The sequence below is a fragment of the Corynebacterium sp. MSK297 genome (genome assembly GCF_030232885.1).
GTDB lineage: Bacteria > Actinomycetota > Actinomycetes > Mycobacteriales > Mycobacteriaceae > Corynebacterium.
On record NZ_JASPGD010000001.1, the window covers coordinates 261399 to 286147 of the forward strand.

Consider the following 24749-nt stretch of genomic DNA (forward strand, 5'->3'; position numbering starts at 1 on the left):
CGACGGAGCAAAATACTCCGGATACAGCTCACGCTCTTTCTCCGAGACTAACTGACGGAACTCAGCCTTCCACGCATTTTCATTATTAACACTAAGAAGGCCACTTCTTTTCAGTTCGGCAGCATATTTCTCCACTACTTCATCAGGTGACAGTCCTTCAGAATCATTAGCCGGGCGTAAAGCAGCTGCAATTCCTTCTTCATGAGACTCGAAATAGTCTTTGGCAGATGGGAGGGAGTATCCAGGGGCTAGGTCAACTTCATCGTTTGCAACCAGAGTGGCGAATTGCTCCTTCACTTTCCGCTCAAGCTGCCATTCAAACTGATTAAAAGCTCCTGCGTCACTACCAAATTGAGATTTGAACTTGCCTGCGACCTCTTGCGCAACTGTGACTGGATCCTGGGTCTCTTTTAACCGTACGTTGATAGTCGTCTTTTCAGATTCGAATACTTCATCGACGTTAGGTGCTTTACGCTCTACCTCTTGCGATTCGTTGTCCGCCTCCTGCGCAAATGCATAATTTTCGGGCATGAACCCACTTCCGGCAACTGCAACAACGGTCGCAATCGCAAGTCCACTGCGTTTAACGGATCCTATAGTTGGCTTTGGCTTAGAAACTGTCGTCCCTCTCAATAAAGCTCAGCGCCACCAGGGTAGGTAGGCGCTATGATCTGCTTAAAAGCTACTCGGTTGAAACGCTTTCTGTATAATTAAATTCAGCAAGCTCAGAATTATTTTCGTATCTCGGTGGCGAGAAACAAGAAATTACATCTTCGCTCACTTATTGAAATCCGGTCTCAACCATATCTACCTGGAACTATAGAATCGGCTCGATAGCGGAGTGTATCCCCAAACTAAAACCTTCTAGTCTGACTTCACACTGCAGGGGTAAACATTCATTACCCCTACTTACCATCAAGTTTCACATCATTTTCACGTACTTATCCCCTCCAGTCCCATGTAGATACCATTGTCAGCATGTCGCATCAGCCAACCGCTAAAGAACCCAAATACCAGCCACAGTTTCAACCAAGCGCCCAGCACATCACAGACTTGCTCGCCACCCACACCGCAGATCTTTCCTGGCAGCACCCCTTTTATGACGACCTCCACCAACACCCAGAGCTTTCCCACCAGGAAGAACGCACAGCCGCAGCAATTCAGGCCGCACTACAACGTTTCGACGTAGAGGTCACCACCGGCATCGGTGGGCACGGCATCGTCGCGGTTATGCGCAACGAAACAACTACCAATACTCCAACAGCCTTGATGCGCGCAGATTTCGATGCGCTTTACGTCGATGGGAAAAACCTGCACGCCTGCGGGCACGATATGCATACCACTGCCCTGCTCGGAGCACTCGCAATTCTGGATAATCTCCGCGAGCACTGGGCAGGCACCGTCATCGCATTATTCCAACCAGCCGAAGAATCCTCCATCGGTGCCAAGCTCATGATCGAAGACGGCCTCGTCGACAAAATCCCGGCCCCAGATGTGTGCCTGGGCCAGCACGTCATGCCTGGGCGCGCCGGAGAAGTACAAACCCGGCGCGGCCCTCTGATGGCTGGCTGCGATTCCATCAAGGTCACTATCTTTGGAAAATCCGCGCACGCGTCCATGCCGCATAAATCGATTGACCCGACCTACACCGCGGCAATGATCGTCACTCGTTTACAAGCAATTGTAGGCCGGGAGGTCGCACCCGATGATTTTTTCGTAATCTCCGTGGGCACCCTGCGCTCTGGGGATACCAACAACATCATTCCGGATCGCGCAGAGCTAGTGCTCAACACCCGCTATTACGACGAGGAATTGGCAGAACGCGTATACACCGCGCTCAAGCGCGTGGTACAGGCCGAAGTGCAGGCGTCTGGTTCCACGAAAGAACCGGAGTTTCACTTTTATGCCCATGGGGAGGTAGTCGATAATAACGAGGATGTTTTTGACCGTGTGCGCGGGATTTTTGATGCGACCTTCGGCGAGTACAGCGTGACTGCGCAGCGCTCCACTGTCTCGGAAGATTTCACCTATTTGCCGAAGGCGTGGAACACCCCCTATTTGTTCTGGTTCGTGGGTTCGACGCCACGCCAGCTATGGGATGAGGCCGCCGCGCGCGGCACCATAGACACGGATGTGCCGGTCAATCACCAGGCCAACTTCGTACCTGAATACGAACCAACAGTGCACGCCAGCACCCTTGCGGGCGCGGGTGCACTGTTGGGCTTCGTCGCAGTCTAGGGCGTACCGTTTCTAATCTTATGGCGAGATGCGCACGTCTTCGCCAATCGCGTGCACGTGCACCATGTTGGTATTGCCTTCGACCCCCGGTGGGGTGCCGGCGACCAGCACAATCACATCGTCCCGGTGGTAACCGTCGACCTTCACCAGCTGGCGGTCTAGCACGTGCAGCATCTCGTCGGTAGAGGCAACCTCTGGGCACAAAAAGGTTTCCACACCCCAGGTTAGTGACAACTGGGAGCGGACATTTTCGTGTGGCGTGAACACCAACAGCGGCAGTTGAGAGCGCAGACGCGACAACCGCTTCGCGGTATCACCAGAAGTGGTAAACGCCACCAGTGCCTTAGAATTCAAACGCTCCGCGATATCACGCGCGGAATACGCAATCACCCCCCGCTTGGTGCGTGGAATATGCCCCAGATCAGGCAACTCACCAATGGTTTCAGCTTCCAGCACGATGCGCGCCATGGTGCGCACCACGTTGTGCGGGTCCACTCCCACGGACGTCTCGCCGGAAAGCATCACGGCATCCGCACCATCCAACACCGCATTGGCCACATCCGAGGCCTCCGCGCGCGTCGGACGGGAGTTTTCAATCATGGAATCCAGCATCTGGGTAGCCACGATCACTGGCTTCGCGTTCTCACGGGCAATCTGGATCGCCCGCTTTTGCACCAAAGGTACCTGCTCCAGTGGGACTTCCACGCCCAGATCACCGCGGGCAACCATGACCGCATCAAAAGCCAGAATGATCGATTCCAAAGCGTCCACAGCCTCCGGCTTTTCCAGCTTCGCGATCACCGGCAAGCGGCGACCTTCTTCATCCATGATCTCATGGACCAAATCCACATCAGCTGGCGAGCGCACGAACGACAGCGCGATGAAATCCACGCCCAGTCGCAACGCGAAACGCAGATCTGCAATATCTTTTTCCGACAGCGCAGGAACGGAAATATCCATTCCGGGCAGTGACACGCCCTTGTTATTCGAGACCGGGCCGCCCTCAGTCACACGGCACACAACATCAGTGCCGTCGACCTCGACGCATTCCACGGCAACCTTGCCATCATCAATCAGCAGACGATCACCCGGGCGAGCGTCGTCGGCAAGATTTTTATAGGTGGTTGATACCCGGTCATGGGTACCTTCCACATCATCGACGGTGATGCGCACCGTCTCACCGGTTTCCCAATAGGTCTCATTCTCGGTAAACCGGCCCAGGCGAATCTTGGGGCCTTGCAGATCAGCCAACACACCAACGGCCTTACCGCTTTCTGCGGAGGCTTGGCGCACCCATTCATAGTTGCGTTGGTGATCTTCGTGTTCACCGTGTGAAAAGTTCAGGCGGGCAACGTTCATCCCGTCAGCAACCAGGCCCGAAATGGCTTCCTGGCTGGCGACGGCTGGTCCAAGTGTGCATACAATCTTTGTTCGTCTGTCCACGCCTCCCAAGCCTACCCGGTTGCCGCAGCACTAGTCAGGGGTTTCGAAGCAGCCGGTGCCTCCGGGTTCACAACACCATCTTGGACTTGCCTGCGGAAACGCTTGCCCAGAACCACAAACGCGGCAATCGCTAACACGAACGCCACCACAGATACCACCGCGTTGACGCGCACCGCATCAAACAACAAGGTGGCTTCGTCGGCACGCATCAGCTCGATCCAAAAACGGCCCGCGGTATAGCCTGCGACATAGAGCGCGAATACCTGCCCACCGCCTAAACGGAAACGCTTGTGCGCCCACAACAAGAACGCAAAAACCGCGAGATTCCACAGCAGCTCATACAGGAAAGTCGGGTGCACCGTCGCGATGATTTCCCCCGTGGAGCTACCAGCAACCGGCGCATAATCACCGCTTTCATCCACACGACGATAAATTTCTAACGCCCATGGGACATCAGTAGGTCGACCATAGAGCTCCTGGTTGAACCAGTTACCCAAACGCCCGATGCCTTGTGCCAACACAATGGCGGGCGCAGCCGCATCGGCAAAAGCGGCTAGGCGGATCCCGCGGATTTTACACATCACTGCCACGGCAATGGTGCCCAGCGCAATCGCGCCCCAAATGCCCAGACCACCATTGGTAATGCGCAACGCATCAACCGGATCGCAGTCGGCACAAAAATACTTATGATGATCTGTCAGCACGTGATAGACTCGCCCGCCGATCACACCAGCGGGAATCGCCACAATTGCCGCATCCCAGACCACATTCGAATCACCGCCAGCGCGGACATACCGAGCTTGGGTGATATACAGCGCGACAATGATGCCAGCTATGATGCACAGTGCATACGCACGCAGCGGGAGCGGACCTAGTTGCCACACGCCTTGCGGTGGCGAGGGAATATTAGCCAAAAAATCTGTAGCCATGCCTTAGGATTCTGCCATAACCCTAGCCACGCACAGCCGGGCAGGCTGGGTGCCGCCCCGCAGCTACCAAGGCTCGGGCAGTCGCAGCCGGATTCGGTGCTGACATTAACGCCTCACCAACCAAGACGGCATCAGCACCCCACCCGGCATAACGCCACAACTCGCGGGCACCGAGCACCCCGCCCAACCCGATACGGATCACGGATTCCGGCAGGTGCGGCACGATCGCAGCGAAACGATCCGGACTCAACGTGCGCGATTCCAACCCACGGGCATTAATTCCCACCACGCTCACCCCCGCTGACACCGCGCGACAGGCTTGGCCTGGGCTGCGCACCTCGGCCAACACTGTCATACCAAGGCTTTCAATGCGATCCACGAGTGCTTCCAACCGGGCCTGCTCCAGCAGCTCCACCTGCAGCGGAACCATATCCGCGCCGAAAAACCGAGCTTCGTGGATCTGATAAGGATCGACGATGATATCCCGGCACAGCATCGGCACGGAACTAGCAGCACGGGCAGTAGCCATATCCTCCAACGAACCACGGAAACGCAGCTGCTCCGTTTGGCAAGCAATCACTGCCACACCCGCAGATTCAAAATCGTGCGCCAAGCTGGCGACGTCGGCAAGCGTATCCACCGCCCCGAAATCAATAAGAGAATCTGTCTGGCTAGCGCCTGTGGCACACGTGCCGAAAGCATCATCATAGCGTGCGGCAGGTTTCGCCCGTTTAATTTCGGCGATCACGCTACAGCCGGACTGGGACAGCAACGGTAACACTGGACGCGGCGCGGGCACCGCGCGCGACAGAGCCTTGATGTCGGCAAAAGGCAAGCGGGCTTCACGGGCAGCGACATCTGCGAGGATACCTGCCACGATATCCCTCGCTGTCAGTGTCGTGGTGACCACTTGCTCACCCTTCTCTTTGCTGGTTAGGGGCTATGCTTTCTCAGTTTCTTTGAGTATTTCACATCACTATTCAGAAAACCAAGGCGCACCTAATTTTTGGGGCTCTCATTGGAGCCCTGATTGTGGCTTTCCTTGGAGCTTTTATCTGAGCGTTCGCGTGACGGCCGACGATCCTCACTGGGGTCAATATCAGCATCCAGCGCATCCCACAGCACACGGCCGGAATCCGGGCTTTCTGCCAAATCCTGCTCAATTTTGTCCTCACGAGCAGCCTTGCGTTCATACTTATTCGCCGCAACGAGATCAGTGCCAGGCCGCATCGCGAGCAACACCGAGGCAAACAGCACGAGAGCGCAAGCGACCAAGCTCAGCACTGGGCCCACAATCTGCGGTTCCACCGCGACCACGGACGCCCATTCACTGATGCCTTCCGCATTCACCGCGGTCTCATTCGTGGCAGCCGCGCGCAGCACATTGCGGGCATGCTCTGGATCCGGGGTTCCGGCGAGCATGCTCAGCCCCGACCAACTTGCCCCGATCGCAGCCAGCGCAGAAATAATCCCCACCACGCGACGGCCCAGGCGTCGCAAAGCCAACCCAGCGACACAACCAGCGAGCATGACCAGGGCCAATGCGGTGATCTCCATGGACCACTGCCCGCCACTAATCGCAATCGAGCGGCCACCTGCCAGGTCATCTGCGGTATCAGCTATGACCCAATCCATGCGGGAGGCACCCCACACACCGGCAGCACCCAGGCCTATTAACAGCGCAGAAACGCGATGCGAAAACATCATTTTAGGCTAGCAAAACGTCGGCATCGAAACACGTGCGATCACCCGTGTGGCACGCTCCCCCGCGCTGCCGGACGCGCACAAGCACCGTATCGCCATCACAATCCAACGCCACCGATTCCACGTGCTGCGTGTTACCGGAGGTCAAGCCTTTGATCCAATATTCCTGGCGCGAGCGCGAATAATACGTGCCATGCCGCGTCGCCAGCGTGTAGGCCAGCGCGTGGGTATCCATCCACGCAAGCATGAGGACTTCCTCAGTATCAGCAGCCTGGACCACAGCAGGCAGCAGGCCAGCGTCGTTGAGTTTCAGGCGCTTGCCGACGGCTGGGTCCAACTCGTAATCGGCGGGATTATCGCTCGCTCCGCTGCCGGTCTGGCGGTTGTCGGTGGTACTCATTGCCGCACCGTCAATCCTGCATCCTGCATGGTTGCTTTCACCTCATCGATGGCTACTTCTCCAAAATGGAAAATTGAGGCTGCCAACACCGCATCAGCACCAGCCTCAATTGCGAGTGGGAAATGCGCGGCCGCCCCGGCCCCACCAGAGGCAATCACCGGAAGGCTCGTGTGCTCCCGAACCGCGGCGATCAGCTCCAGATCAAAACCTGCCTTGGTGCCGTCACCATCCATGGAATTCAGCAAAATTTCGCCCACCCCGAGTTCTTGGGCGGTGCGTACCCACTCAATGGCATCCAATCCCGCGGACTTCGAGCCACCATGGGTGGTGACCTCAAACCCCGACGGAGCGTAATCTGCTTGCGTTGCTTGGCTTGGTTTACCTGCTTGCTCAGGAACCACTCGGCGCGCATCCACCGAAAGCACAATGCATTGAGAACCAAAGCGGCGGGAAAGTTCCCGCAGAAGTTCCGGACGGGCAATCGCTGCGGTATTAATCGAGACTTTATCCGCACCAGCGCGCAGCAATTCGTTCACATCATCCGCGCTGCGAACTCCGCCGCCGACAGTAAGCGGGATAAACACGTGCTCGGCGGTAGAACGCACCACTTCCAGCATGGTCCCGCGGCCTTGTTTGGAGGCAGAAACATCCAAAAACGTCAACTCGTCGGCGCCTCCTGCTTCATACCGGCGCGCTAGTTCCACCGGGTCACCGGCATCGCGGAGTCCTGCAAAGTTGACTCCTTTGACCACGCGGCCATCGTTGACATCCAAGCACGGTATCACCCGTGTTGCCAGGCTCATGACACTGCCTTTCTTATCTAATTCTCGCGCACCAAACGGTGCAGACGGTGGTGAATATCCGCGCTTCCGGCAATAATGCCATGCGACCGCGTCGTCCACGGCCGACCTTCCAGGTCAGTGACCACCAACCCGGCCTCGGAATTCAGCAGAGCACCAGCGGCGTTATCCCACGGAAACGGCGAGAAATTCATGATGCCATCAAAAACACCTTCGGCGGCAAACGCGAGATCCAACCCCACCGAACCGGTAATACGGGTCGAAAGCCCCTGCGAGACAATATCTTCCAGCATTTGTGCACGCCGGTGTGCGGATACCTGATCTACCGCAGCCGAGCCCACATTCGAAGCACCAATGTGCCCGTGCGGGCGGTGGCGAACAAAATGCTCACCATTGCGCAGCACTCCCCCGCCAGCCACAGCGCTGATACGTTTATGCAACAGTGGCAACGCAATCATGCCGACGACAGGACGGTAATTAGCCACCAGAGCCACATTGATCGCGCACATCGGATTACCCGCCGCGAAATTGGCCGTGCCATCAATCGGATCAATCACCCACGCGGGTTCCTCACCAATCTCACCGCCATGTTCCTCACCGCACACCGTGGCACCGGCAATGCCGTGCAACGTTTCCCGCAAATATTCCTCAATGCTGAAGTCGACGGTCGTCACCGGCGATCCACCGGATTTCCGGCGCGCAGGCGCGGTGCCGAAGCCAGCACGAAACATCTCCTCGGCGTGACCAAGGAGTTTGTCCAACTCAGCTAAATACTGCAGCGACTGTCGTGTCGATAAGCCGTGCGCATGTGCCTCTCGTGCTGTGCTCTCGGATGCATCCATTACACACCGATCCTAGCCGCGTGTGGCCTTGCTTACTAGTCCATTCACCATCTCCAGCGCCGCAGACAAGCTAAAGCGGTCTTCATACAGGGCTTTGCCGATGATCACCGAATCAATTCCTTCATCTGCATGCTTCGCGACGGCGGCCACATCATCCAAACTCGAAATCCCGCCCGACGCGGTAATTTTCGCTTCTGTAGCAGCGCTAACATCCCGCAAAAGCTCAATATTCGGCCCCGCCAACGTGCCATCTTTCGACACATCAGTAACCACAAAACGCTGGCAGCCCGCAGCATCCAACCGCTCAAGCACTTCCCAGAGATCACCACCATCGGTTTCCCAGCCGCGCCCACGGGTACGCCATTCACCGTCACCGTCGCGCAGCACCGCGAGATCCACCGCCACCACGTCGGCATGCGAAGCAAGCACCTGAGCAATCCACTCTGGCTTTTCCAACGCGGCAGTACCGATATTCACCCGGTGTGCACCAGTAGCTAGCGCGCGTTCCAGGGAGGCGTCATCACGAATACCACCGGTTAGCTCAATATTGACGCCGACCTCTGCGACAATCTGCGCCAATAACTCGTGATTGGAACCACGCCCAAAAGCAGCATCCAAATCGACACAATGGATCCATTCCGCGCCCTGGTCTTGCCACCGGCGCGCAGCAGCAATGGGATCGCCGTAAGATTTCTCCGTTCCGGCAGCACCTTGATCCAAACGGACGGCTTTGCCCTCCACAACATCGACGGCAGGCAAAAGACTAAAACTCATGACAGATTCCTTCTCGTTTTGTGTCCCACACGGATTCTTATCTCCCAGACGCGGAACGCTAGAGCGTGTTAATCCAGTTGTGCAGCAACTGCGAACCAGCAGCACCGGATTTTTCTGGATGAAATTGCGTCGCCCACAACGCACCATTGTCAACAGCGGCCACGAAACGATCGCCATCATGCACCGACCACGCTACTTTCGGTGGGGCCGCAAAATCCGTGCTGTCGAGCTCCCAGGTGCGCACCCCGTACGAATGCACGAAATAGAAACGCTCGTCGTCGGCAAGCTCTGCAAACATCGGCGAATCCGGTTGTTGCACGGTATTCCACCCCATGTGCGGCAACACCCGAGCCTGCAAGCGTTCGACGGTACCCGGCCATTCACCGCAACCATCCGCGGCTTCGTCGTGTTCCACACCGTGCTCAAACAACACCTGCATACCGACGCAAATGCCCAGCACCGGGCGTTCACCAGCCAAGCGCTGGCCAATAATGCGGGGGCCGTGCACCTCACGCAACCCCCGCATGCAGGCTGCGAACGCGCCGACACCGGGCACAAGCAGACCATCAGCGTTCAGGCACGTGTGTGGGTCATGAGTGATTTCTACGTCCGCACCGACGTGTTCAAGGGCACGGTAGGCACTGCGGATATTTCCGGAACCATAATCAAGCAGGGCGACAGTCGGGCTCATGCCTGACAGTCTAGGCTATGGCTTCTTACCAAACCGCAAACGGGAAGCACTACGGCGCGAGACCCGCCACGCCCGGCCCGCGGTGCGTGCACCCGGAACTTGGCGCAAACGGCCACGAATATGATGATAATCAGTGGTGCGATGCTTCCCGATATAGGCATCCATGCAGGTCAAGATGATCAGTGCAAAGACGATGCCCGCGGCTGCAAGGTAAGTTCCGCCGTAGCCATATCCGGCGACCAAAGCCCCCAGGGCCAGTGAACCCAAGCCAGTGCCTGCATCATAAAAAATATTCCACACCGCCGAGGCCTCAGAGAATTTGTGCCGTGGCAGGCGATCAAACATAGACAACAAGGCTTCGTTTTGCATGCCGCCGAAAGCAGCACCGAACAACAATGCTGACAAAACCAACCACCAGATGGACCAACCGGCAAAAGTGGCGGTAGCCATCAACAGCATGCTAAACAACCCCAGGAACTGCATGGGGATCATCAACATGCCCGGTTTGCCCGTGCGGTCTGCCACGGTGCCAGAGACCAGGCGGAAGATGAACGTCATCGCGCCAATGAGCGAGAGCATGAAACCAGCCAACACGGCACCGGTTTCTGGGTCGGCTTCACGCACCGAGGCCGGCAAGAAGGCCGAAACCACACCGTAGCTCATAGAAATACTGGTCATCGCCAGCGCAGGCACCAACACCAATTTCCACATCGATACCTGCACTACACCGGAGCTTTCCTCATCCGCGGTGGCTGGGAAAAGCTTCGGTAAACGGATAATCATCGCTACCGCAATCAGCGCCGTCGTGGCTGCCAGGTAGAACACCGTGTGATATCCCCAGGTATCCCCCATCATCAGGCCGAGGGGCATAAACACCATCTGTGCACCGCCAACGAAAACGCCCAGGATGCCAGTGGCTTTGCCTAACAGGCGGATCGGGACGAGCTCCGCGATCAACGCAGACTGCGCCACCGTGAGTGCACCAAACCCAGTACCGCGCAGAGCCGAAAACAACAGCACAACCCAGGGCTCCATGCCTAACAGGTGGCCTAGTGCCGGAACGCCGAGCATGAAAGCCGACGCCATCATCACGGGGTTATAACCAAATTTGCGCACCAACTGCGGGGTGACAATCTGGATGGCCACCGTTGCGGCCATAAAAGAACCGGTAGCACCACCGGCCAAGGTGGCAGAACCACCAGAATCGAGAACCGCCAACGGCAGCACAGGAAGCAACAAAGAAAAAGCACCGAAGGCGGCGGCGATGGCCACCATCGTGGAGGTAAAACCGGGTACTTTCCAAATGGATATCGCCTGCGACTGCACTACCCGTGCGGGTTGCACGTCGACAGACTGTTCTGCAGATTGTGCAGGCTGTATTTGAGGTGCCGATTGTGCAGACTGGTTATTGTTTTCATCACCATGCTGTTGACTCATTGCCGCCATCGCCTCCTCACTGGTACTTCCGTGCGTGCATTAAAACTACACGAACCCCAGGCTTAGTAAAGCCATTGGGCGGGCGGACTACCAAGTAAACACGGCTACGGCATCTGCATCGTCATCATCCACACAGCCAGCACCGCAACCAAGACGGCGGCTACCGCAGCGATAATAGTCCATGCCTTCGCTCCTGCCCGATACGCACTGACCGCACCACCGGCAAGCATTCCTGCGACCAAAAACGTCACCAGTACCGAAAGATTCGCCATTACAGCGCACCCTTCGTCGACGGGATATGACCGGCCTGTTTCGGATCAATGAGCACCGCGGTGCGCAAAGCCCGGGCGACCGCCTTGAATTCCGCTTCGGTGATGTGGTGCGGATCACGTCCATAGTGACAACGCACGTGCAGGGTCAACCCTGCGTGCTTGGCGAAGGTATCAAAAAAATGCTCATTCATCACCGTCGCATAGTGCCCGCCAATAATCTGGTGCACCATGTGCTCTGGCTCGCCGGTAAAGACGCAATAGGGGCGACCGGAAATATCCACCACGGCCTCAACCAACGCTTCATCCATGGGTAACTGCTGCTGCCCAAACCGGGTAATTCCAGCCTTGTTTCCCAATGCTTTCGCAAAAGCCTCGCCTAACACAATCGCGGTATCTTCCACGGTGTGGTGGGCATCAACCTCGATATCCCCACGCGCTGCGACCTGCAGCCCAAATCCGCCGTGCACAGCAAACGCAGTAAGCATGTGATCAAAAAACGGCAACCCTGTCGAAATATCGGCGGCGGCTGGGCCGTCTAGGTTGATCTCTACCGAAATATCGGATTCGCTCGTGCTCCGCTGGTGTGTGCCAGTGCGCAAACTCATCGCTGCACCTCCCGTGCTGCTTGGAGAAAGGCTTCATTTTCTTCTGGTGTACCGATCGTCGCCCGCAGATATCCGCCAACGCCCACGTCGCGGATGAGCACCCCACGGTCCAAAAATTGCTGCCACACATCGTGCTGATCAGGAAAATCGCCGAAGAACACGAAATTCGATTCGCTCGGCATCACCGTATAGCCCTGTTTCTCCAGCTCAGCGACGACACGGTGGCGGCCTTCAATCAGCTTGCCGACGTCAGCCAGCGTCTCATCAGCATGGCGCAGCGCCGCACGTGCGGCCGCTTGTGTTAGCACTGACAGGTGATACGGCAAGCGCACCAGTTGCACGGCCTCCACGAAGGCGGGATCGGCAACGAAATAGCCCAACCGCACCCCGGCAAAATCGAAAGCCTTCGACATCGTGCGCGAGACCACCAGTGTGGCAGGGTATTTCGCGATCAACGTGGTCGCCGACGGGCTTTCGGAAAACTCCGCGTAAGCCTCATCGACAATCACGATGCCGTCGACCCCATGCATGGCGTGGCACAATTGTTCAATTTCGTCCAGGCCGGTCGGAGTGCCAGTCGGGTTATTCGGCGTGGTAACAAACAGCACCGACGGCTGATGCTCAGCAATTGCAGCCAGTGCGGCATCGATGTCAACGGTGAAATCCGCGCGACGCGGAACGTTGATAAATTCTGTGTGCGTACCAGCCGCCAAAATCGGATGCATGGAATACGACGGCTGGAAGCCCAACACGCTGCGGCCCGGACCACCAAATGCCTGCAACAGTTGCTGCAGGATCTCATTGGAACCATTCGCTGCCCAGACGTTTTCGCCGGTGACGTCTACCCCAGTGCGTCGGGTGACGTAATCCGCCAAATCCGCGCGCAGCTGCACAGCATCACGGTCCGGGTATCGGTTCAAGCTGGTAGACAGCCGCTGGATCTCCGCCAACAGCGATTCCACCAGCGCCGGTGATGGCGGATACGGGTTTTCGTTGGTGTTTAACGCAACCGGAACGTCCAGCTGTGGTGCACCATAGGCACGCTGGCCTCGGAGTTCTTCGCGCAGCGGCAAGTGCGAAATATCGACCATCACTTAACCCTCCGGAGTCTCTGTACTGCTGGTATCCGTGTTTGCTGGATCCTCAGCAAACCGCGCCCGGATCGCCTCACCGTGAGCGGGCAACTGCTCCGCCTGCGAAAACGCAATGACGTGTTCCGCGACCGCGCGCAAACCCTTCTGGTCATAATCAATCAGGTTGACTGGGCGCAGGAACGTGTGCGTCGACAAGCCAGAAGAAAACCGTGCCGTGCCCCCGGTGGGCAACACATGGTTGGAACCGGCAACATAATCACCCAATGGCACCGGAGAATACTCCCCGACGAAAATTGCACCGGCATGGCGCACGCGTTCAGCCACCTCGCGCGCATTGTCCGTGTGTACTTCCAAGTGCTCTGCCGCATAAGCATCGGCGACGCGAATGGCTTGCTCGATGTCGTCGACCAGCACAATGCCGGATTGCTGTCCGCGCAGAGCCTGTTCGACGCGCGTGTGGTTGGCGGTGACACCATAACGCTGCGTAATCTCGTCGTTGACGCGTTTCGCAAATTCTTCGTCGGTGGTAATAAGCACGCTAGCGGCCATCTCATCGTGTTCTGCCTGCGAAATCAGGTCATAAGCCACCCACGTTGGGTTCGCGGTGTGATCGGCAATAATCGCGATCTCGGTAGGGCCTGCCTCCGAGTCGGTCCCGACCACGCCCTGCACCAAGCGCTTGGCGGCAGCGACATAAATATTGCCTGGTCCGGTGATCATGTCGACCGGTTCACACGCCACGCCAGCACCATCAGCAGAATCAGAGGCCTCAGAGCCGTACGCCAGCAGAGCAACAGCCTGCGCGCCACCGACAGCCCAAACCTCATCAACCCCGAGCAACTGGCAGACAGCCAGAATCGTCGGGTGCGGCCAACCGCCGCAATCTTCCTGCGGTGGGCTTACCACCACCAGCGATTCCGCACCGGCTTCTTGCGCCGGCACCGCATTCATAATCACCGACGACGGATACACCGCCTGGCCACCCGGAACATACAATCCAACGCGTTCAACGGAACGGAAAACTTCGGTCACCCGCGCGCCGTCGGCAAGAGTGGTGGTGTGGCTGGACGGCTTTTGTTCCCGGTGCACCCGGCGTGTGCGCACAATCGCCTCGTTAATCGCGGCGCGCACATCCGGGTCCAGCCCACCGACAGCGCGGTCCATGATCTCCGCGGGCACACGCACCGAACGCGGACGCACGCGATCAAAGCGCTCACCAAATTCCAAGGCAGCGTCGGCCCCGCCCGATTTCACCGCATCAATAATCGGCGCAACCGTCGGCAAGACCGACGTGATATCAGTTCCGCCGCGCGGCAGACTGCGCCGCAACTGACTGGTGGTGGGCACCTGGCCTCGCAGGTCGATCGTGCTTAACACCGTGGTGGCTCCTTAATGCTGGCTAGGCGTCTTTTAGGTCTTTTTCAACCTTATGGGTCTGCTGGATCTTTTGAACCTTCTGACCGTTATCGTCTGCAGGTTCTGTGGGTTCTGTCGCAGGGCTAAGAACCTGTAACGACCAATACACCAGCATAGCCACGAACGGGGCAACCAGGTAACCCGAAATACCTGGCTTTACAGCAGCCACCGTGGTGATCGTCGTCCCCGGAGCCAGCTGATCAGTCGAACCAATGCCGTGCACACTCATGCCCACGACATCGCCAACCGCCAAAAACGACACCGCCCCGGCCAAGGCCACCACCCCAACCCACAACAGATCCACAAATTTCCGTGAACCTTGCGTGAGATACGCAAAAATCGCCAACACCACAGACAGCACAATGGCGGCTATCACGAAAGAAGCAAAAGCGATGAAGTGGCTGGAATCCGAATAATCCGGAATCATCCGCTCGGCACTCACCACTTCCGCCGGAAACGTTGGGCGCACAAGCCCCCACACTGCCCCGCCGAGGGAATAGACAATCAGCCCCAGTCCAATTAGGCCAGCACGATCACCGAGCCATCGCGGAATTTTCTGTTGCATAAATTACTTACAGAACTTCCACTGTCCGCCTTCGTGCTGAAAGCGATACAGAGCTGTATCAGGGCCCTGCTGGTTGCGTATCGTCACCGTTGCAGAGGCACGATCACCGTTGCGCTGGACGTCAGTGACTGATTCGATGTGTGCGTTAACTGGGGCAACCTGGAAGAGGTTGTCCATCGCCGCACGGGTTGCCGGATCCACGTTTTCTTCCTTGAAAGCATCGGCTCCACCATCAATCTCATCCAAGACGGCACTGCAGCTGTTTTTCGGCATATAGGTGAAAAAGTCTATCGGATTAGTCTGCTCGAATTGGCCGTCGAGCAGACTGCGAATCTCGGCAACCGTCTGCTCGTCAGCAGGCTGACCACCCTCCACAGGCGCGACGTTGATGTCCTGGGGGTTTCCGCCTGCAAAAGGGTTCACCGGCTGGCCGTAATGTCCACCCTGATCAAGGGGGCCACCGTTTGCGGCTTGATCCTGTGGCTTTGGCTGATTTTCGGCAGGCTGATCTTTGGCTTTTTCTTTTTCAGCTTTCTCTTTTTTCTCTTTGTCTTTGTTGTCTTGGTCTTTGTTGTCTTTGTGGTCTTTGTTTTTATCGTCTTTGTGCTCTGGGTCCTCGGTAGAGGTTTCGGTAGCGGTCTGGGAGGTGCTGGTAACCGTTGAAGTATTTTTCGCAGCGGTCTCCTCGTCGGCCGACGAGCACCCAGCCACGATCAGTGGGGCCAGCGCGGCGACAGCCACAATGGCTTTTTTGGGTGTCAGGGACAAAGACATGGATGCTCCTTGCATACTCGGGAATAACACGCCATTCGGCAAAAATTGACTTCTCAGATATAACGTCACGTAATGCTAACAGCCGGAACGTACGGTAAACATGAGAACTCCCTCGGAATATGCTGTGAGCGAAACATGGTGTGCGCGCTGAGCTTTCTCGCATACATTCCAGCCTGCGCACATTAGCGTTTTCTGCAGCATGAACCCGTGAAAGTTTGCTCGAATTAATTACCGTAAACTATGCAGTTGTGCAGCTATTCCGTGAGACCATCATCGACCAGGCCTTAGAGCTTCTCGACGCCTATGGACTGGCTGATATGACGATGCGGCGGGTAGCTAGCTCCCTGGGCGTTGCCGCGGGAACTCTCTATTGGCATATCGCAAACAAACAAGAACTAATTACAGCAGTAGCTCACAAAATCATCGCACCCGTTTGTGAACTTGCCGACGAGCTTGCTAGCGCTGTCGAACCTGTGCCCGCACACCTACTGCCCAGCCCGCAGGAATTCTGCACCACCCTGCACGCGACGCTGCTAGCCCACCGCGACGGTGCCGAACTCGTGCATGCGGCGGCTGCTCAACCCAGCTCACCTGTGTGGTCACAATTGCGCGATAGCTTGTCCGCCACGATCACCCATGAATTAAATCTGGCTGGACACGGCCTTAGCAAAGCCCACACCACCGCGGATATTGCTGCTACTACTTCTTCTGCATTGCACTTGGTCTTTGGCGCGAGCATCATGGAGCAATCGGCCAAACAATTTCTGGAAGCCACCCAACCGGCCAATAAGCCGACACTGCCCGGGACCGCAAGAAGCACGAATCTTCCCGGCAGCGACGACGTCGAACGCGGCATTACCGTGTTATTAGCTGGCTTGCACGCCCGGTTACATGATCAGGAAGGAACTTAAGTCGTGACTCAAGCCCATAACGCCACGTTGACGGTATCGAATGAGGAAATCACGGTGATGCGCAGCGAATTGTCCGCGGCTTTATACCGTGGTTCGCAGTCACGCACCGTGTCCACCATCGCGATTTCCGAGATCACCAGCTTATCCGCAACCGAACCCACCGCTTTCAATTGTGGCAGTGTACGACTGGGTGGCACCGGCGAAGAGATCGTCTTTCCCCCTGGTGACAACGGCCGCAAAGCACTGCAGTCATTCATCACCGATATCCGCGACGCGCAAAAAGGCAATGCCCCGGCGGAAGGCGCAGTAGCAGGCTTGAATTTCGTAGCCTTCGCCGTTACTACTGGCAATGGCGCCGCTGATGCTGGAACCGCGCCGTTGGTCCACGCCACCGAATACACCGATGGCCAAGCCGGCGAAGCGCAGTCTTTCAGCGCAACAGAATTCGCCGAGTATCTACAGTCCACAGATTCGCTTGCCGACGGCTCCAGCCCGCTCATCACACACAACGGATTCGCCCACGCTGCATTGTTACACCGAGCGCTCGTGGACGCCGGTACCAGTGCACCGGAATTCACCTACGGCTGCACGCTCGCACTCGCCCGCGAAGCCAGCACCCGGGCAGTCATTGATGTTCGCGAGCACGATCTGGCCACGGTAGCCCGAGCACTCGGGGTCGCTGACAGCGCAGATGGTGCAGGCTCATCCGGAATCCAATCCCAGGACCGCTCCCAAGTTAGCCCCCAGGCTCGCTCCCAGTCCAAGACTCAGGACACAGATCCGGCCACAGCAGCACGCCTGACTGGCGACGTCCTGGTGCAACTGGCCTTGCGCGAACACCATCGTGGAAGCGTTTCTGAGTTGTTCTCCGGCATAAATTTCGCGCTGGGCCGCATCTCCAACGGCACCCACCGCCCGGTGTTGCGCACCGATCTTAGCCAAACTGCCGGCGGCGGTGCCGAAAAAACCGCCCGCATACATGCCCGGGCAAGCAACAAAAACGAGGACCAGGCGTCGTCGGCAAGCAAAAAATCAGGAAAGAAAGCAGGCAACTCCGGCGGGGGCCAACCCGCCCCATGGCAGGCCGTGGCCACCCCAGATACGGTGCCGGAAGCCAACGACGATGCCGATGCCGACCACCCACTTTTTGGCCAGCACGTCACGCTCACCGGCGAATTCGAGCCCTATGATAAAGGCCGGTTGTGGTCCGATATCGCAGAATGCGGCGGCCAGGTAGGCAAAAACGTCACCAAGAAAACCACCGTGCTGGTGGTCGGTGAATGGGCGAAAAAGACCTCCAAGGAAAAACGCGCCGAAGAGCTCAACGAAAAAGGCCACGATATTGTCATCTGGCCGGCCTCAAAATTGCTGCACGTATTGGGGCTGGACGAACAGCCGCCGTTCTAGGGCTGGCGCAGTGAGTCTAGGGCTGGCGCAGTAAATTACCGGTTGCAACTCTGCCCCTGACGAGGTGGAGCTGAGTATAATCCCAGCTAGACCATTCCCACCTAGCTAGCAGGACACTCATGACAGCACCTTCTACCTCCTCAACTGGGTCCCCGACGGATTCCGCGCATAATAATCGCAGATTCCGGCTGCAGACCGACCCCTTCGTCTTTTTCACGGCCGCCATCTTCGTGGTGGTCTTCGTCGCAGGCACGGTCGCTTTCGGCACCCGGGCCCGTGATCTCTATGGCGCTGTCTCGGATAGTTTGCTAGAAAATTTTGCCTGGTTGTATATCGGCGGATTTTCGGTCATCTTCGTTTTTTTAATCGGTATCTTCGTCTCGAAGTTCGGCAATCTGCGTTTGGGTGACGACGAAGACGAACCTGAATTCTCCCTGCCCGTCTGGTTCGCCATGCTTTTCGCCGCTGGCCTCGGCGCTACCCTGCTATTTTGGGGTGCCGCCGAACCAATCCACCACGCGTATAACCCGCCCCGTGGCGACATGGACTCAATGAGCCGTGAAGCTATCGTCCAGGCTTTCGAATATACCTATTATCACTTCGCCGCACACATGTGGGTGATTTTCGTGTTACCAGGCTTAGCCATGGGATATTTCATCTACAAACGTAAGATGCCCGCCCGCATTTCTTCAGTATTTTCGCCATTTCTGGGAGGTCTAGTTTACCGCTGGCCAGGCAAATTGATCGATGCCATGTCAATCATCGGCACCATCTTTGGTTTGGCAGTTTCTGTCGGCCTTGGTGTGCTGCAGATTAACGCTGGGCTGAACATCATGTGGGGCGTGCCCCTAGTCGGCTGGGTCGAAGTGTTGATTATCGTCGGCATTACCGTAATCGCGTCAATGTCGGTTGCCACCGGCCTAGACAAAGGCGTGAAGATCCTCTCCAACCTGAACATCGTCGGCGCCGTATTACTCATGCTGTTCGTCCTGGCCATGGGACCAACCCTGAAAGTCATTAACCACACCACCGAAGCTTTCGGTTTGTACGCCAGCAGCCTCCCAGAACTAATGTTTTGGGTGGACTCGTACAACGAAAACCCAGGCTGGCTGAATTCATGGACTGCGTTCTACTGGGCATGGACGATCTGTTGGTCTCCATTCGTTGGCATGTTCATCGCACGTATTTCGCGCGGACGCACCGTACGTGAATTCATCGGTGGCGTATTAGCTCTGCCGACAATTTTCGTCATCGTCTGGTTCTCTGTATTTGGTCGCTCCGCCATCGAGATGGAACTGGATGATCCCGGTGTACTCACCGGCCCAGTCGTCGAAGAAGGCAATACCCCAGTTGCACTGTTCGCACTATTAGAGCAGTACCCACTGTATGCCGTATCCGGCACGCTAGCTTTGGCTGTCATCACGATTTTCTTCATCACCTCTATCGACTCCGCGGCTCTTGTCATGGACACTTTTGCCACCGGTGAAGAAAACAAATCCCCTACTTATTACCGCGTGGCGTGGGCAATTGCTGTGGGCGTCGTCACCGCCGCTCTGCTGTTCATCAACGACGCAGGCATTCAAGCGATCCAAGAAGTAGTCACCATCGTCGCGCTGCCGTTTTTCATCATGCAAGGCTTCATCATGGTCTCGCTGCTGAAAGGCATGGGCGATGACTTCGCCGCCGAAAAACGCTTGCGTACCCGCCGCTGGGAAAAAACCGACACCGCAGAAAAACTAGAGAAAGCAGAGAACAAGCCCGCGCCGGGCTACGACAAGTATGGCAACGAGCTGGACACTCCAGAATTCGAATACCAAGAAGGCGATGGGTGGAAGCTCACCGGTAACGTCACCGTGGAAGGTGATGTGGATTCAAATCCTGGAACAGAAAATGACGGAGCAGATGCTGGCAAGAACTAACCGGTTTTCTAGCTTAAGATAGCCAAATTCGTGCCCAGCCCTAAGCGCCAACTCAGGCAATATAAGGTATGGGCTATGAAAAAGCTCCTCACGCCCAACCCACGCAGCTACGGCAGGCCAGAAAACTCCACGCCACAAAGCGATGCCGTGCCCACCTCCCACCTGCGCGCCGATAAACAGCAGCTCGTCGACGATATGAGCGCGATCGTCGGCGCCGAAAACGTGCACGCACGCATTAGTGACGTAGTCCGCTATGCCTCGGACGGCGGCCCGTACCGCTTGCTCCCGCAGGTCATCGTCGCACCCCGCAACACACAGGATCTCTCGCGCGTGATGCGCTATGCCACCGATCATGGCCGTAATATCACGTTTCGGTCTGCTGGCACTTCACTCAACGGCCAGGCACAGGGTGATGATCTACTGGTCGATCTGAAAACCCACTTCACCGGCATGGAAGTTCGCGACGGCGGCAAGGTGTTGTGGTCGCGCCCAGGCGTGATTCTCGGTGATGCCCAGGCGGTACTCGGCCGCGATGGTTTCATGCTGGGGCCGGACCCAGGATCAACGTCGGTGTGCACCATCGGTGGTGTGCTCGCCAACAATGCCGGTGGCATGCGCTGTCGGCTGGAAAACGATAGCTATCACAGCATTCGCCAGGCGGAATTCGTGTTGCCATCCGGCACGATTGTCGACACGCGCGCCGGTGACGCGAAATTCCGTTCCCAGGAACCGGAACTGCACGCTGGCCTGCTGCAACTGCGCGACAAGATCCGCAGCGACGAGCAGTTGGTTACACACTTGCGGGAGAAATTTTCTATCCGCAACACCAACGGACTGCGCTTGGACGCGTTCTTGGACGAAGAAGAACCAGTACGCATCCTGATGCGCCTGTTGGTCGGGTCCGAAGGTATTTTCGGCGCATTCACCGAATGCGAACTTGCTACCGTCGCATTGCCGAAGAAGAAGGCTGTGGCCTGGGTGATGCTGCCCGACCTTTTCCAGGCTGCGAATTACGTCGCCCCGCTGATGGAGACCGGCGCGTGGGCCTGCGAACTATTGGTGGCGCCGGTGCTGAAGAAATCCGTGGAGAATTTCGACCAAGCACCAGACGAGTGGGCAGATATTTCCGACGAGTCCGCTGCCCTGCTGCTAGAAGTCGGTGGCGCCGATGATGACGAGCTTGCCGTGGCCATGGATCGCGTCAAAGATGTGCTTGCCGACGCCGAGCTGGGCGCCGAACTGGAATTTCTCACCAGTGATGCGGACATCCGCGGTGCCTGGGCTATCCGTAATGGGTTATTCGGTCTGCTGGGCGCCGACCGCCCGCAGGGATCGGCGCTGATCACCGAGGACGTGTGCTTCCCACCAGCACAGATCGGTGCAGCTGCTGCCGATTTGCTGCATTTACTCTCACGCTACGGTTACCCGGAAATGGTCATGGGCCATGCCGCCTTCGGTAATCTGCACTTCTTCCTCATCCCGGAATTCGATGATCCGAAAGAAAAGGATAAATACGCCGAGTTCCTGCGCGAACTCGCGGATCTGGTGATCGACAAATACAACGGCTCACTCAAAGCCGAGCACGGCACGGGCATCAACATGGCACCGTTCGTGCGCCAAGAATGGGGTGATGCCGCCTGGAATCTGATGTGGGAGGCCAAACAACTGATCGATCCCACCGCGATGCTGGCCCCAGATGTGAAGCTAACCCACCGCACGGATAACCACCTGCATAACTTCAAATCTTTCCCACGTGTGGAAGCAGAGATCAACCCATGCGTGGAATGCGGTTTCTGCGAACCAGTCTGCCCTTCCCGGCACGCAACAGTCACTCCGCGCCAGCGCATCGTGCTACGCCGAGAGATGGCCCGGCAAGCTCCAGAGTCCCCGGTGTTGCAGCAGTTGCAGAAGGAATACCAGTACGACGCGGTCGATATGTGTGCTGCCGATGGTACGTGTGCTATCCCCTGCCCCATTAGCATTGATACCGGTGCGGTGATGAAGAACCTGCGCGCCAATCAGACCACCCCGCGCGCGGAAAAGGTCGCTTTGACTACCGCCGAAAAATGGGATGTGGTGGAAAAACTGGCCCGGGCGGGCATCATCAGCGCGAACAAGGTCGGCGAAAAAGCTGCTGGGTGGGCTGCCAACGTGGCCCGGAATGTGATTAACCCGGATCTGGTGCCGTCGGTGCCTGGTGCCTTGCCGCAGGCGGCGGACCGTTTGCCAGCTACCGAACGCGCCGGTGCCAGCGCAGTGTATTTCCCGGCCTGTGTGAACCGTATTTTCGGTCGGCCGGCTGGTTCGGATCCCGAATCCGTCGACTTGCCGCGCGCCATGGTGGAACTTGCTCGCCGCAGCGGCCAGTCGCTGTGGATTCCCGACGATGTCACCGGTTTTTGTTGCGGCACGCCGTGGTCGTCGAAAGGCTACCAGGATGGCTTTAGCCACCAGGCGCACGCGATCGTGCGGAAATTCCACGACTGGTCCGATGGGGGCACATTGCCGATCATCATCGATGCCTCCAGCTGCACTCACGGCTTGTTGTCCGGCGTACCCGAGGTGCTGGATGCCGAGACGAAGCAGCTCTACGACGAGCTGCGCATCATCGATATCGTCGAGTGGCTGCATGATGATGTCATCGACTATCTGCCAATCCATCACGACATGGGCACCATCGCGGTGCACCCGGCCTGTTCTACCCAGCACATGAACCAGACTGACGCGCTCGTCGCCGTCGCCAATCGTGCGGGAAGGGCGACTGTTCCGTTCGGTGCGATGTGTTGCGGCACCGCTGGTGACCGCGGGTTGTTGCACCCAGAGTTGGTGGAATCTGCCACCCGCGAGGAACGCACCGGCTTGGATGCTCGGCATTACGACGCCTTCGTTTCATCGAACCGTACCTGCGAGATGGGCTTGGACGTCGTCGCCGGTTATCAGTTTGATTCTGTGGCTGTGCTGCTAGAAAAGGCCTCGCGTCCGGTGGTGACGCCGTAACTTGCCGGTGTTTTTGAATGTGCTGATGTTTCTGACTTTGCTGATGTTTCCGGGAACCCGCGCTGGGTTATGAGAGTCCAATGGTGTGACACTCCAGCGAAAGGGTTCCTATGACGGCAGCTACCATTTCACCAGTTGGACCTGCACCAATTGCACCACCATCAGTTGCACCAACTCCAGTTCCGGCGAATGCACCAGCTCGACCACCAGCTCCCACAACTGCATCGACGCCCAGCCCTCCTGCTTTAGCCGAGTGTGTGCCTGTTATGCGGCCAACTTCGTGGATAGACCAGCGCGGATTAAGTGACGATGGTTTTTGCGATTCCCTGGCTCACCTGCCCTTATCACGCTCCACCGCTGTAACGCTCAGCGTCGATGAGATGACGCTGAGTCACCGCGCATTAGCCGAATTCAATATCGCGATGCGCCGCGCCTGGGATGTCGCCGCCGATAATGTCTTACGCGCAGCGCATACACCGCAAGGCACCGAATTTTGGACGCGGCCAGCAGCGGATCTACTGGGGCCTTCTGCCCCAGCAGGCATTCAGTTGCGTTCCTACCCAGTGCCCGCGACCTGCTGGCTGGCGCATCCACGGTTGCTATCGGTAATGCACGATCATCTCGCGCGATTACTCGGCACTGATGCCCTGATTTTTCTAGCCCCAGATATCACAACATTAGTGGCAGTCACGGAATGCACCATTCCGGCTGCTACCGGTTGGCTGCGGGTGGCAGCAGAAAATACGCAAGCTGTATCCAGAATTGTCGGCCGTCCTGAGTTATTATGCGAATCTCCGCTGGTGGCTGCGCACGGCTTTCCTACCGAATTATGTTGAGCCAGTTCGTCCGCTGTGCGCCATGTGCGCTCTACCCTAGCCCCGACCTAACCGCGGCGCTTACCAGTAAATTTCTCCATGTCGCGGCGTTCCTTTTTCGTCGGCCGCCCCGCCCCCGGATCACGCTTCGGCAGACTTGGTTGCAGTGGTTTCGGTGGGGCGGGTGGCGAATGGTCGATATAGCAATGCTCCGCAATTTTCGCGCCCACGCGCTTGGATACCGTCGCGTTGATTTCTAAGCGGAATTCGCGGTCGTCTTTCCACACGGTAATCCGCAGGCCCGGGACCACCGGCGATGATGGTTTTGCGACCTTGTCACCAATCAACACGTGCCCGGCTTTCACCGCCTTAGTAGCTTCGGCGCGGGTTTTGAAAAAGCGCGTCGACCACAACCAGGCATCGATGCGCACTGGTGCAGCCGAAGGCTCATTGGGTTTCGCAGTCATAAAAACTTTAGTAATGGTCTTTGTGGTTGATGATCTTGCGCACCTTGCTGTAGTTGTAGACGCCACCAACAACGGCCACGATAAAACCCAAAATCAACCAGAACGACGAACTAGAAAACAAAAACGCGAATACTATGCCGCCACCGATGCCTGCGCCCACGCTGATCACACCGTTTTTGGAGTATTTGCGCACGGCCGCCTTGCGCCGTTCAATCGGGTTCTGCGAAGTTGGTTGCATGCTCATGGACG

25 protein-coding genes are annotated in these 24749 nt (G+C 57.3%); 6 read left to right on the plus strand and 19 right to left on the minus strand.

Annotated features, from left to right (window positions below):
• The coding region (locus QP888_RS01210) for a hypothetical protein (RefSeq protein WP_284811606.1) at positions 1-531 on the minus strand (531 nt) is incomplete at its 3' end.
• A gap of 447 nt (positions 532-978) precedes the next feature.
• Here QP888_RS01210 and QP888_RS01215 point away from each other — a divergent pair.
• Positions 979-2238: an amidohydrolase gene (locus QP888_RS01215; RefSeq protein WP_284811608.1), complete on the plus strand. Its 1260-nt coding sequence runs from the start codon at positions 979-981 to the stop codon at positions 2236-2238.
• A gap of 18 nt (positions 2239-2256) precedes the next feature.
• Here QP888_RS01215 and pyk read toward each other — a convergent pair whose 3' ends face one another.
• From pyk to QP888_RS01295, 16 genes are all read right to left on the minus strand, one after another.
• Positions 2257-3681, minus strand: a complete 1425-nt coding sequence (gene pyk / locus QP888_RS01220) for a pyruvate kinase (protein WP_284811610.1) — start codon at positions 3679-3681, stop codon at positions 2257-2259.
• Between the two features lie 11 nt (positions 3682-3692).
• A complete protein-coding gene (gene lgt / locus QP888_RS01225) occupies positions 3693-4610 on the minus strand; it encodes a prolipoprotein diacylglyceryl transferase (RefSeq protein WP_284811611.1) in 918 nt (305 codons plus the stop codon).
• Positions 4611-4632: 22 nt separating this feature from the next.
• On the minus strand, positions 4633-5487 hold the full coding sequence (locus tag QP888_RS01230; protein WP_502869065.1) for an indole-3-glycerol phosphate synthase TrpC: 855 nt from the start codon (positions 5485-5487) through the stop codon (positions 4633-4635).
• Positions 5488-5609: 122 nt separating this feature from the next.
• On the minus strand, positions 5610-6317 hold the full coding sequence (locus QP888_RS01235; protein ID WP_284811613.1) for a TIGR02234 family membrane protein: 708 nt from the start codon (positions 6315-6317) through the stop codon (positions 5610-5612).
• A gap of 1 nt (position 6318) precedes the next feature.
• Positions 6319-6714, minus strand: a complete 396-nt coding sequence (gene hisI / locus QP888_RS01240) for a phosphoribosyl-AMP cyclohydrolase (RefSeq protein ID WP_284811614.1) — start codon at positions 6712-6714, stop codon at positions 6319-6321.
• Positions 6711-7517: an imidazole glycerol phosphate synthase subunit HisF gene (hisF, locus tag QP888_RS01245; protein ID WP_284811616.1), complete on the minus strand. Its 807-nt coding sequence runs from the start codon at positions 7515-7517 to the stop codon at positions 6711-6713. The genes hisI and hisF overlap by 4 nt, the downstream gene beginning before the upstream one ends.
• A 17-nt stretch (positions 7518-7534) precedes the next feature.
• On the minus strand, positions 7535-8356 hold the full coding sequence (locus tag QP888_RS01250) for an inositol monophosphatase family protein (RefSeq protein ID WP_284811618.1): 822 nt from the start codon (positions 8354-8356) through the stop codon (positions 7535-7537).
• A gap of 12 nt (positions 8357-8368) precedes the next feature.
• Complete coding sequence (priA, locus tag QP888_RS01255; RefSeq protein ID WP_284811620.1) at positions 8369-9130, minus strand: bifunctional 1-(5-phosphoribosyl)-5-((5-phosphoribosylamino)methylideneamino)imidazole-4-carboxamide isomerase/phosphoribosylanthranilate isomerase PriA; 762 nt, start codon at positions 9128-9130, stop codon at positions 8369-8371.
• A 58-nt stretch (positions 9131-9188) separates the two neighbouring features.
• Complete coding sequence (gene hisH, locus QP888_RS01260) at positions 9189-9821, minus strand: imidazole glycerol phosphate synthase subunit HisH (RefSeq protein ID WP_284811621.1); 633 nt, start codon at positions 9819-9821, stop codon at positions 9189-9191.
• Positions 9822-9836: 15 nt separating this feature from the next.
• A complete protein-coding gene (locus tag QP888_RS01265; protein WP_284811623.1) occupies positions 9837-11258 on the minus strand; it encodes an MFS transporter in 1422 nt (473 codons plus the stop codon).
• A gap of 104 nt (positions 11259-11362) precedes the next feature.
• A complete protein-coding gene (locus QP888_RS01270; RefSeq protein WP_259816207.1) occupies positions 11363-11530 on the minus strand; it encodes a CG2302 family histidine operon protein in 168 nt (55 codons plus the stop codon).
• Complete coding sequence (gene hisB, locus QP888_RS01275; protein WP_284811626.1) at positions 11530-12135, minus strand: imidazoleglycerol-phosphate dehydratase HisB; 606 nt, start codon at positions 12133-12135, stop codon at positions 11530-11532. The genes QP888_RS01270 and hisB overlap by 1 nt, the downstream gene beginning before the upstream one ends.
• Complete coding sequence (locus QP888_RS01280) at positions 12132-13226, minus strand: histidinol-phosphate transaminase (protein WP_284811628.1); 1095 nt, start codon at positions 13224-13226, stop codon at positions 12132-12134. Before QP888_RS01280 ends, hisB begins: the two co-directional genes overlap by 4 nt.
• 3 nt (positions 13227-13229) lie before the next feature.
• Entirely contained in the window at positions 13230-14606 is a 1377-nt protein-coding gene (gene hisD, locus QP888_RS01285) for a histidinol dehydrogenase (RefSeq protein WP_284811630.1), read from the minus strand.
• 22 nt (positions 14607-14628) lie between these two features.
• On the minus strand, positions 14629-15210 hold the full coding sequence (locus QP888_RS01290; RefSeq protein ID WP_284811632.1) for a hypothetical protein: 582 nt from the start codon (positions 15208-15210) through the stop codon (positions 14629-14631).
• A 3-nt stretch (positions 15211-15213) separates the two neighbouring features.
• Positions 15214-15984 (minus strand): hypothetical protein, encoded by a 771-nt coding sequence (locus QP888_RS01295; protein ID WP_284811634.1) that lies wholly within the window; start codon positions 15982-15984, stop codon positions 15214-15216.
• Positions 15985-16232: 248 nt separating this feature from the next.
• On the opposite strand from QP888_RS01295, the gene QP888_RS01300 reads away from it, so the two are divergent.
• From QP888_RS01300 to QP888_RS01320, 5 genes are all read left to right on the plus strand, one after another.
• Positions 16233-16895, plus strand: coding sequence for a TetR family transcriptional regulator (locus QP888_RS01300; protein ID WP_284811635.1), 663 nt, complete (start codon positions 16233-16235; stop codon positions 16893-16895).
• 3 nt (positions 16896-16898) lie between these two features.
• Positions 16899-18302 carry a DNA polymerase III subunit epsilon gene (locus QP888_RS01305; protein ID WP_284811636.1) on the plus strand — a complete coding sequence of 468 codons (1404 nt, stop codon included), beginning with the start codon at positions 16899-16901 and terminating at the stop codon, positions 18300-18302.
• Between the two features lie 119 nt (positions 18303-18421).
• A complete protein-coding gene (locus tag QP888_RS01310) occupies positions 18422-20221 on the plus strand; it encodes a BCCT family transporter (RefSeq protein ID WP_284811638.1) in 1800 nt (599 codons plus the stop codon).
• 75 nt (positions 20222-20296) lie between these two features.
• Positions 20297-23218: an FAD-binding and (Fe-S)-binding domain-containing protein gene (locus QP888_RS01315; RefSeq protein WP_284811639.1), complete on the plus strand. Its 2922-nt coding sequence runs from the start codon at positions 20297-20299 to the stop codon at positions 23216-23218.
• Positions 23219-23598: 380 nt separating this feature from the next.
• Positions 23599-24054: a hypothetical protein gene (locus tag QP888_RS01320; protein WP_284811640.1), complete on the plus strand. Its 456-nt coding sequence runs from the start codon at positions 23599-23601 to the stop codon at positions 24052-24054.
• 47 nt (positions 24055-24101) lie between these two features.
• Here the strand turns inward: QP888_RS01320 and QP888_RS01325 are convergent, their stop codons facing one another.
• Positions 24102-24500, minus strand: a complete 399-nt coding sequence (locus QP888_RS01325; RefSeq protein WP_284811641.1) for an RNA-binding S4 domain-containing protein — start codon at positions 24498-24500, stop codon at positions 24102-24104.
• 7 nt (positions 24501-24507) lie between these two features.
• Positions 24508-24744 (minus strand): hypothetical protein, encoded by a 237-nt coding sequence (locus QP888_RS01330; protein WP_284811643.1) that lies wholly within the window; start codon positions 24742-24744, stop codon positions 24508-24510.
• Positions 24745-24749: the final 5 nt, after the last annotated feature.

Excerpts from the sequence above, each read along its gene's own strand:
- QP888_RS01215 (WP_284811608.1), top strand. The coding sequence starts at position 979 with ATGTCGCATCAGCCAACCGCTAAAGAACCCAAATACCAGCCACAGTTT.
- lgt (WP_284811611.1), bottom strand. The coding sequence starts at position 4,610 with ATGGCTACAGATTTTTTGGCTAATATTCCCTCGCCACCGCAAGGCGTG.
- QP888_RS01235 (WP_284811613.1), bottom strand. The coding sequence starts at position 6,317 with ATGATGTTTTCGCATCGCGTTTCTGCGCTGTTAATAGGCCTGGGTGCT.
- hisI (WP_284811614.1), bottom strand. The coding sequence starts at position 6,714 with ATGAGTACCACCGACAACCGCCAGACCGGCAGCGGAGCGAGCGATAAT.
- hisF (WP_284811616.1), bottom strand. The coding sequence starts at position 7,517 with ATGAGCCTGGCAACACGGGTGATACCGTGCTTGGATGTCAACGATGGC.
- QP888_RS01250 (WP_284811618.1), bottom strand. The coding sequence starts at position 8,356 with ATGGATGCATCCGAGAGCACAGCACGAGAGGCACATGCGCACGGCTTA.
- priA (WP_284811620.1), bottom strand. The coding sequence starts at position 9,130 with ATGAGTTTTAGTCTTTTGCCTGCCGTCGATGTTGTGGAGGGCAAAGCC.
- hisH (WP_284811621.1), bottom strand. The coding sequence starts at position 9,821 with ATGAGCCCGACTGTCGCCCTGCTTGATTATGGTTCCGGAAATATCCGC.
- QP888_RS01265 (WP_284811623.1), bottom strand. The coding sequence starts at position 11,258 with ATGAGTCAACAGCATGGTGATGAAAACAATAACCAGTCTGCACAATCG.
- QP888_RS01270 (WP_259816207.1), bottom strand. The coding sequence starts at position 11,530 with ATGGCGAATCTTTCGGTACTGGTGACGTTTTTGGTCGCAGGAATGCTT.
- hisB (WP_284811626.1), bottom strand. The coding sequence starts at position 12,135 with ATGAGTTTGCGCACTGGCACACACCAGCGGAGCACGAGCGAATCCGAT.
- QP888_RS01280 (WP_284811628.1), bottom strand. The coding sequence starts at position 13,226 with ATGGTCGATATTTCGCACTTGCCGCTGCGCGAAGAACTCCGAGGCCAG.
- QP888_RS01290 (WP_284811632.1), bottom strand. The coding sequence starts at position 15,210 with ATGCAACAGAAAATTCCGCGATGGCTCGGTGATCGTGCTGGCCTAATT.
- QP888_RS01295 (WP_284811634.1), bottom strand. The coding sequence starts at position 15,984 with ATGTCTTTGTCCCTGACACCCAAAAAAGCCATTGTGGCTGTCGCCGCG.
- QP888_RS01310 (WP_284811638.1), top strand. The coding sequence starts at position 18,422 with ATGACAGCACCTTCTACCTCCTCAACTGGGTCCCCGACGGATTCCGCG.
- QP888_RS01315 (WP_284811639.1), top strand. The coding sequence starts at position 20,297 with ATGAAAAAGCTCCTCACGCCCAACCCACGCAGCTACGGCAGGCCAGAA.
- QP888_RS01320 (WP_284811640.1), top strand. The coding sequence starts at position 23,599 with ATGACGCTGAGTCACCGCGCATTAGCCGAATTCAATATCGCGATGCGC.
- QP888_RS01325 (WP_284811641.1), bottom strand. The coding sequence starts at position 24,500 with ATGACTGCGAAACCCAATGAGCCTTCGGCTGCACCAGTGCGCATCGAT.
- QP888_RS01330 (WP_284811643.1), bottom strand. The coding sequence starts at position 24,744 with ATGAGCATGCAACCAACTTCGCAGAACCCGATTGAACGGCGCAAGGCG.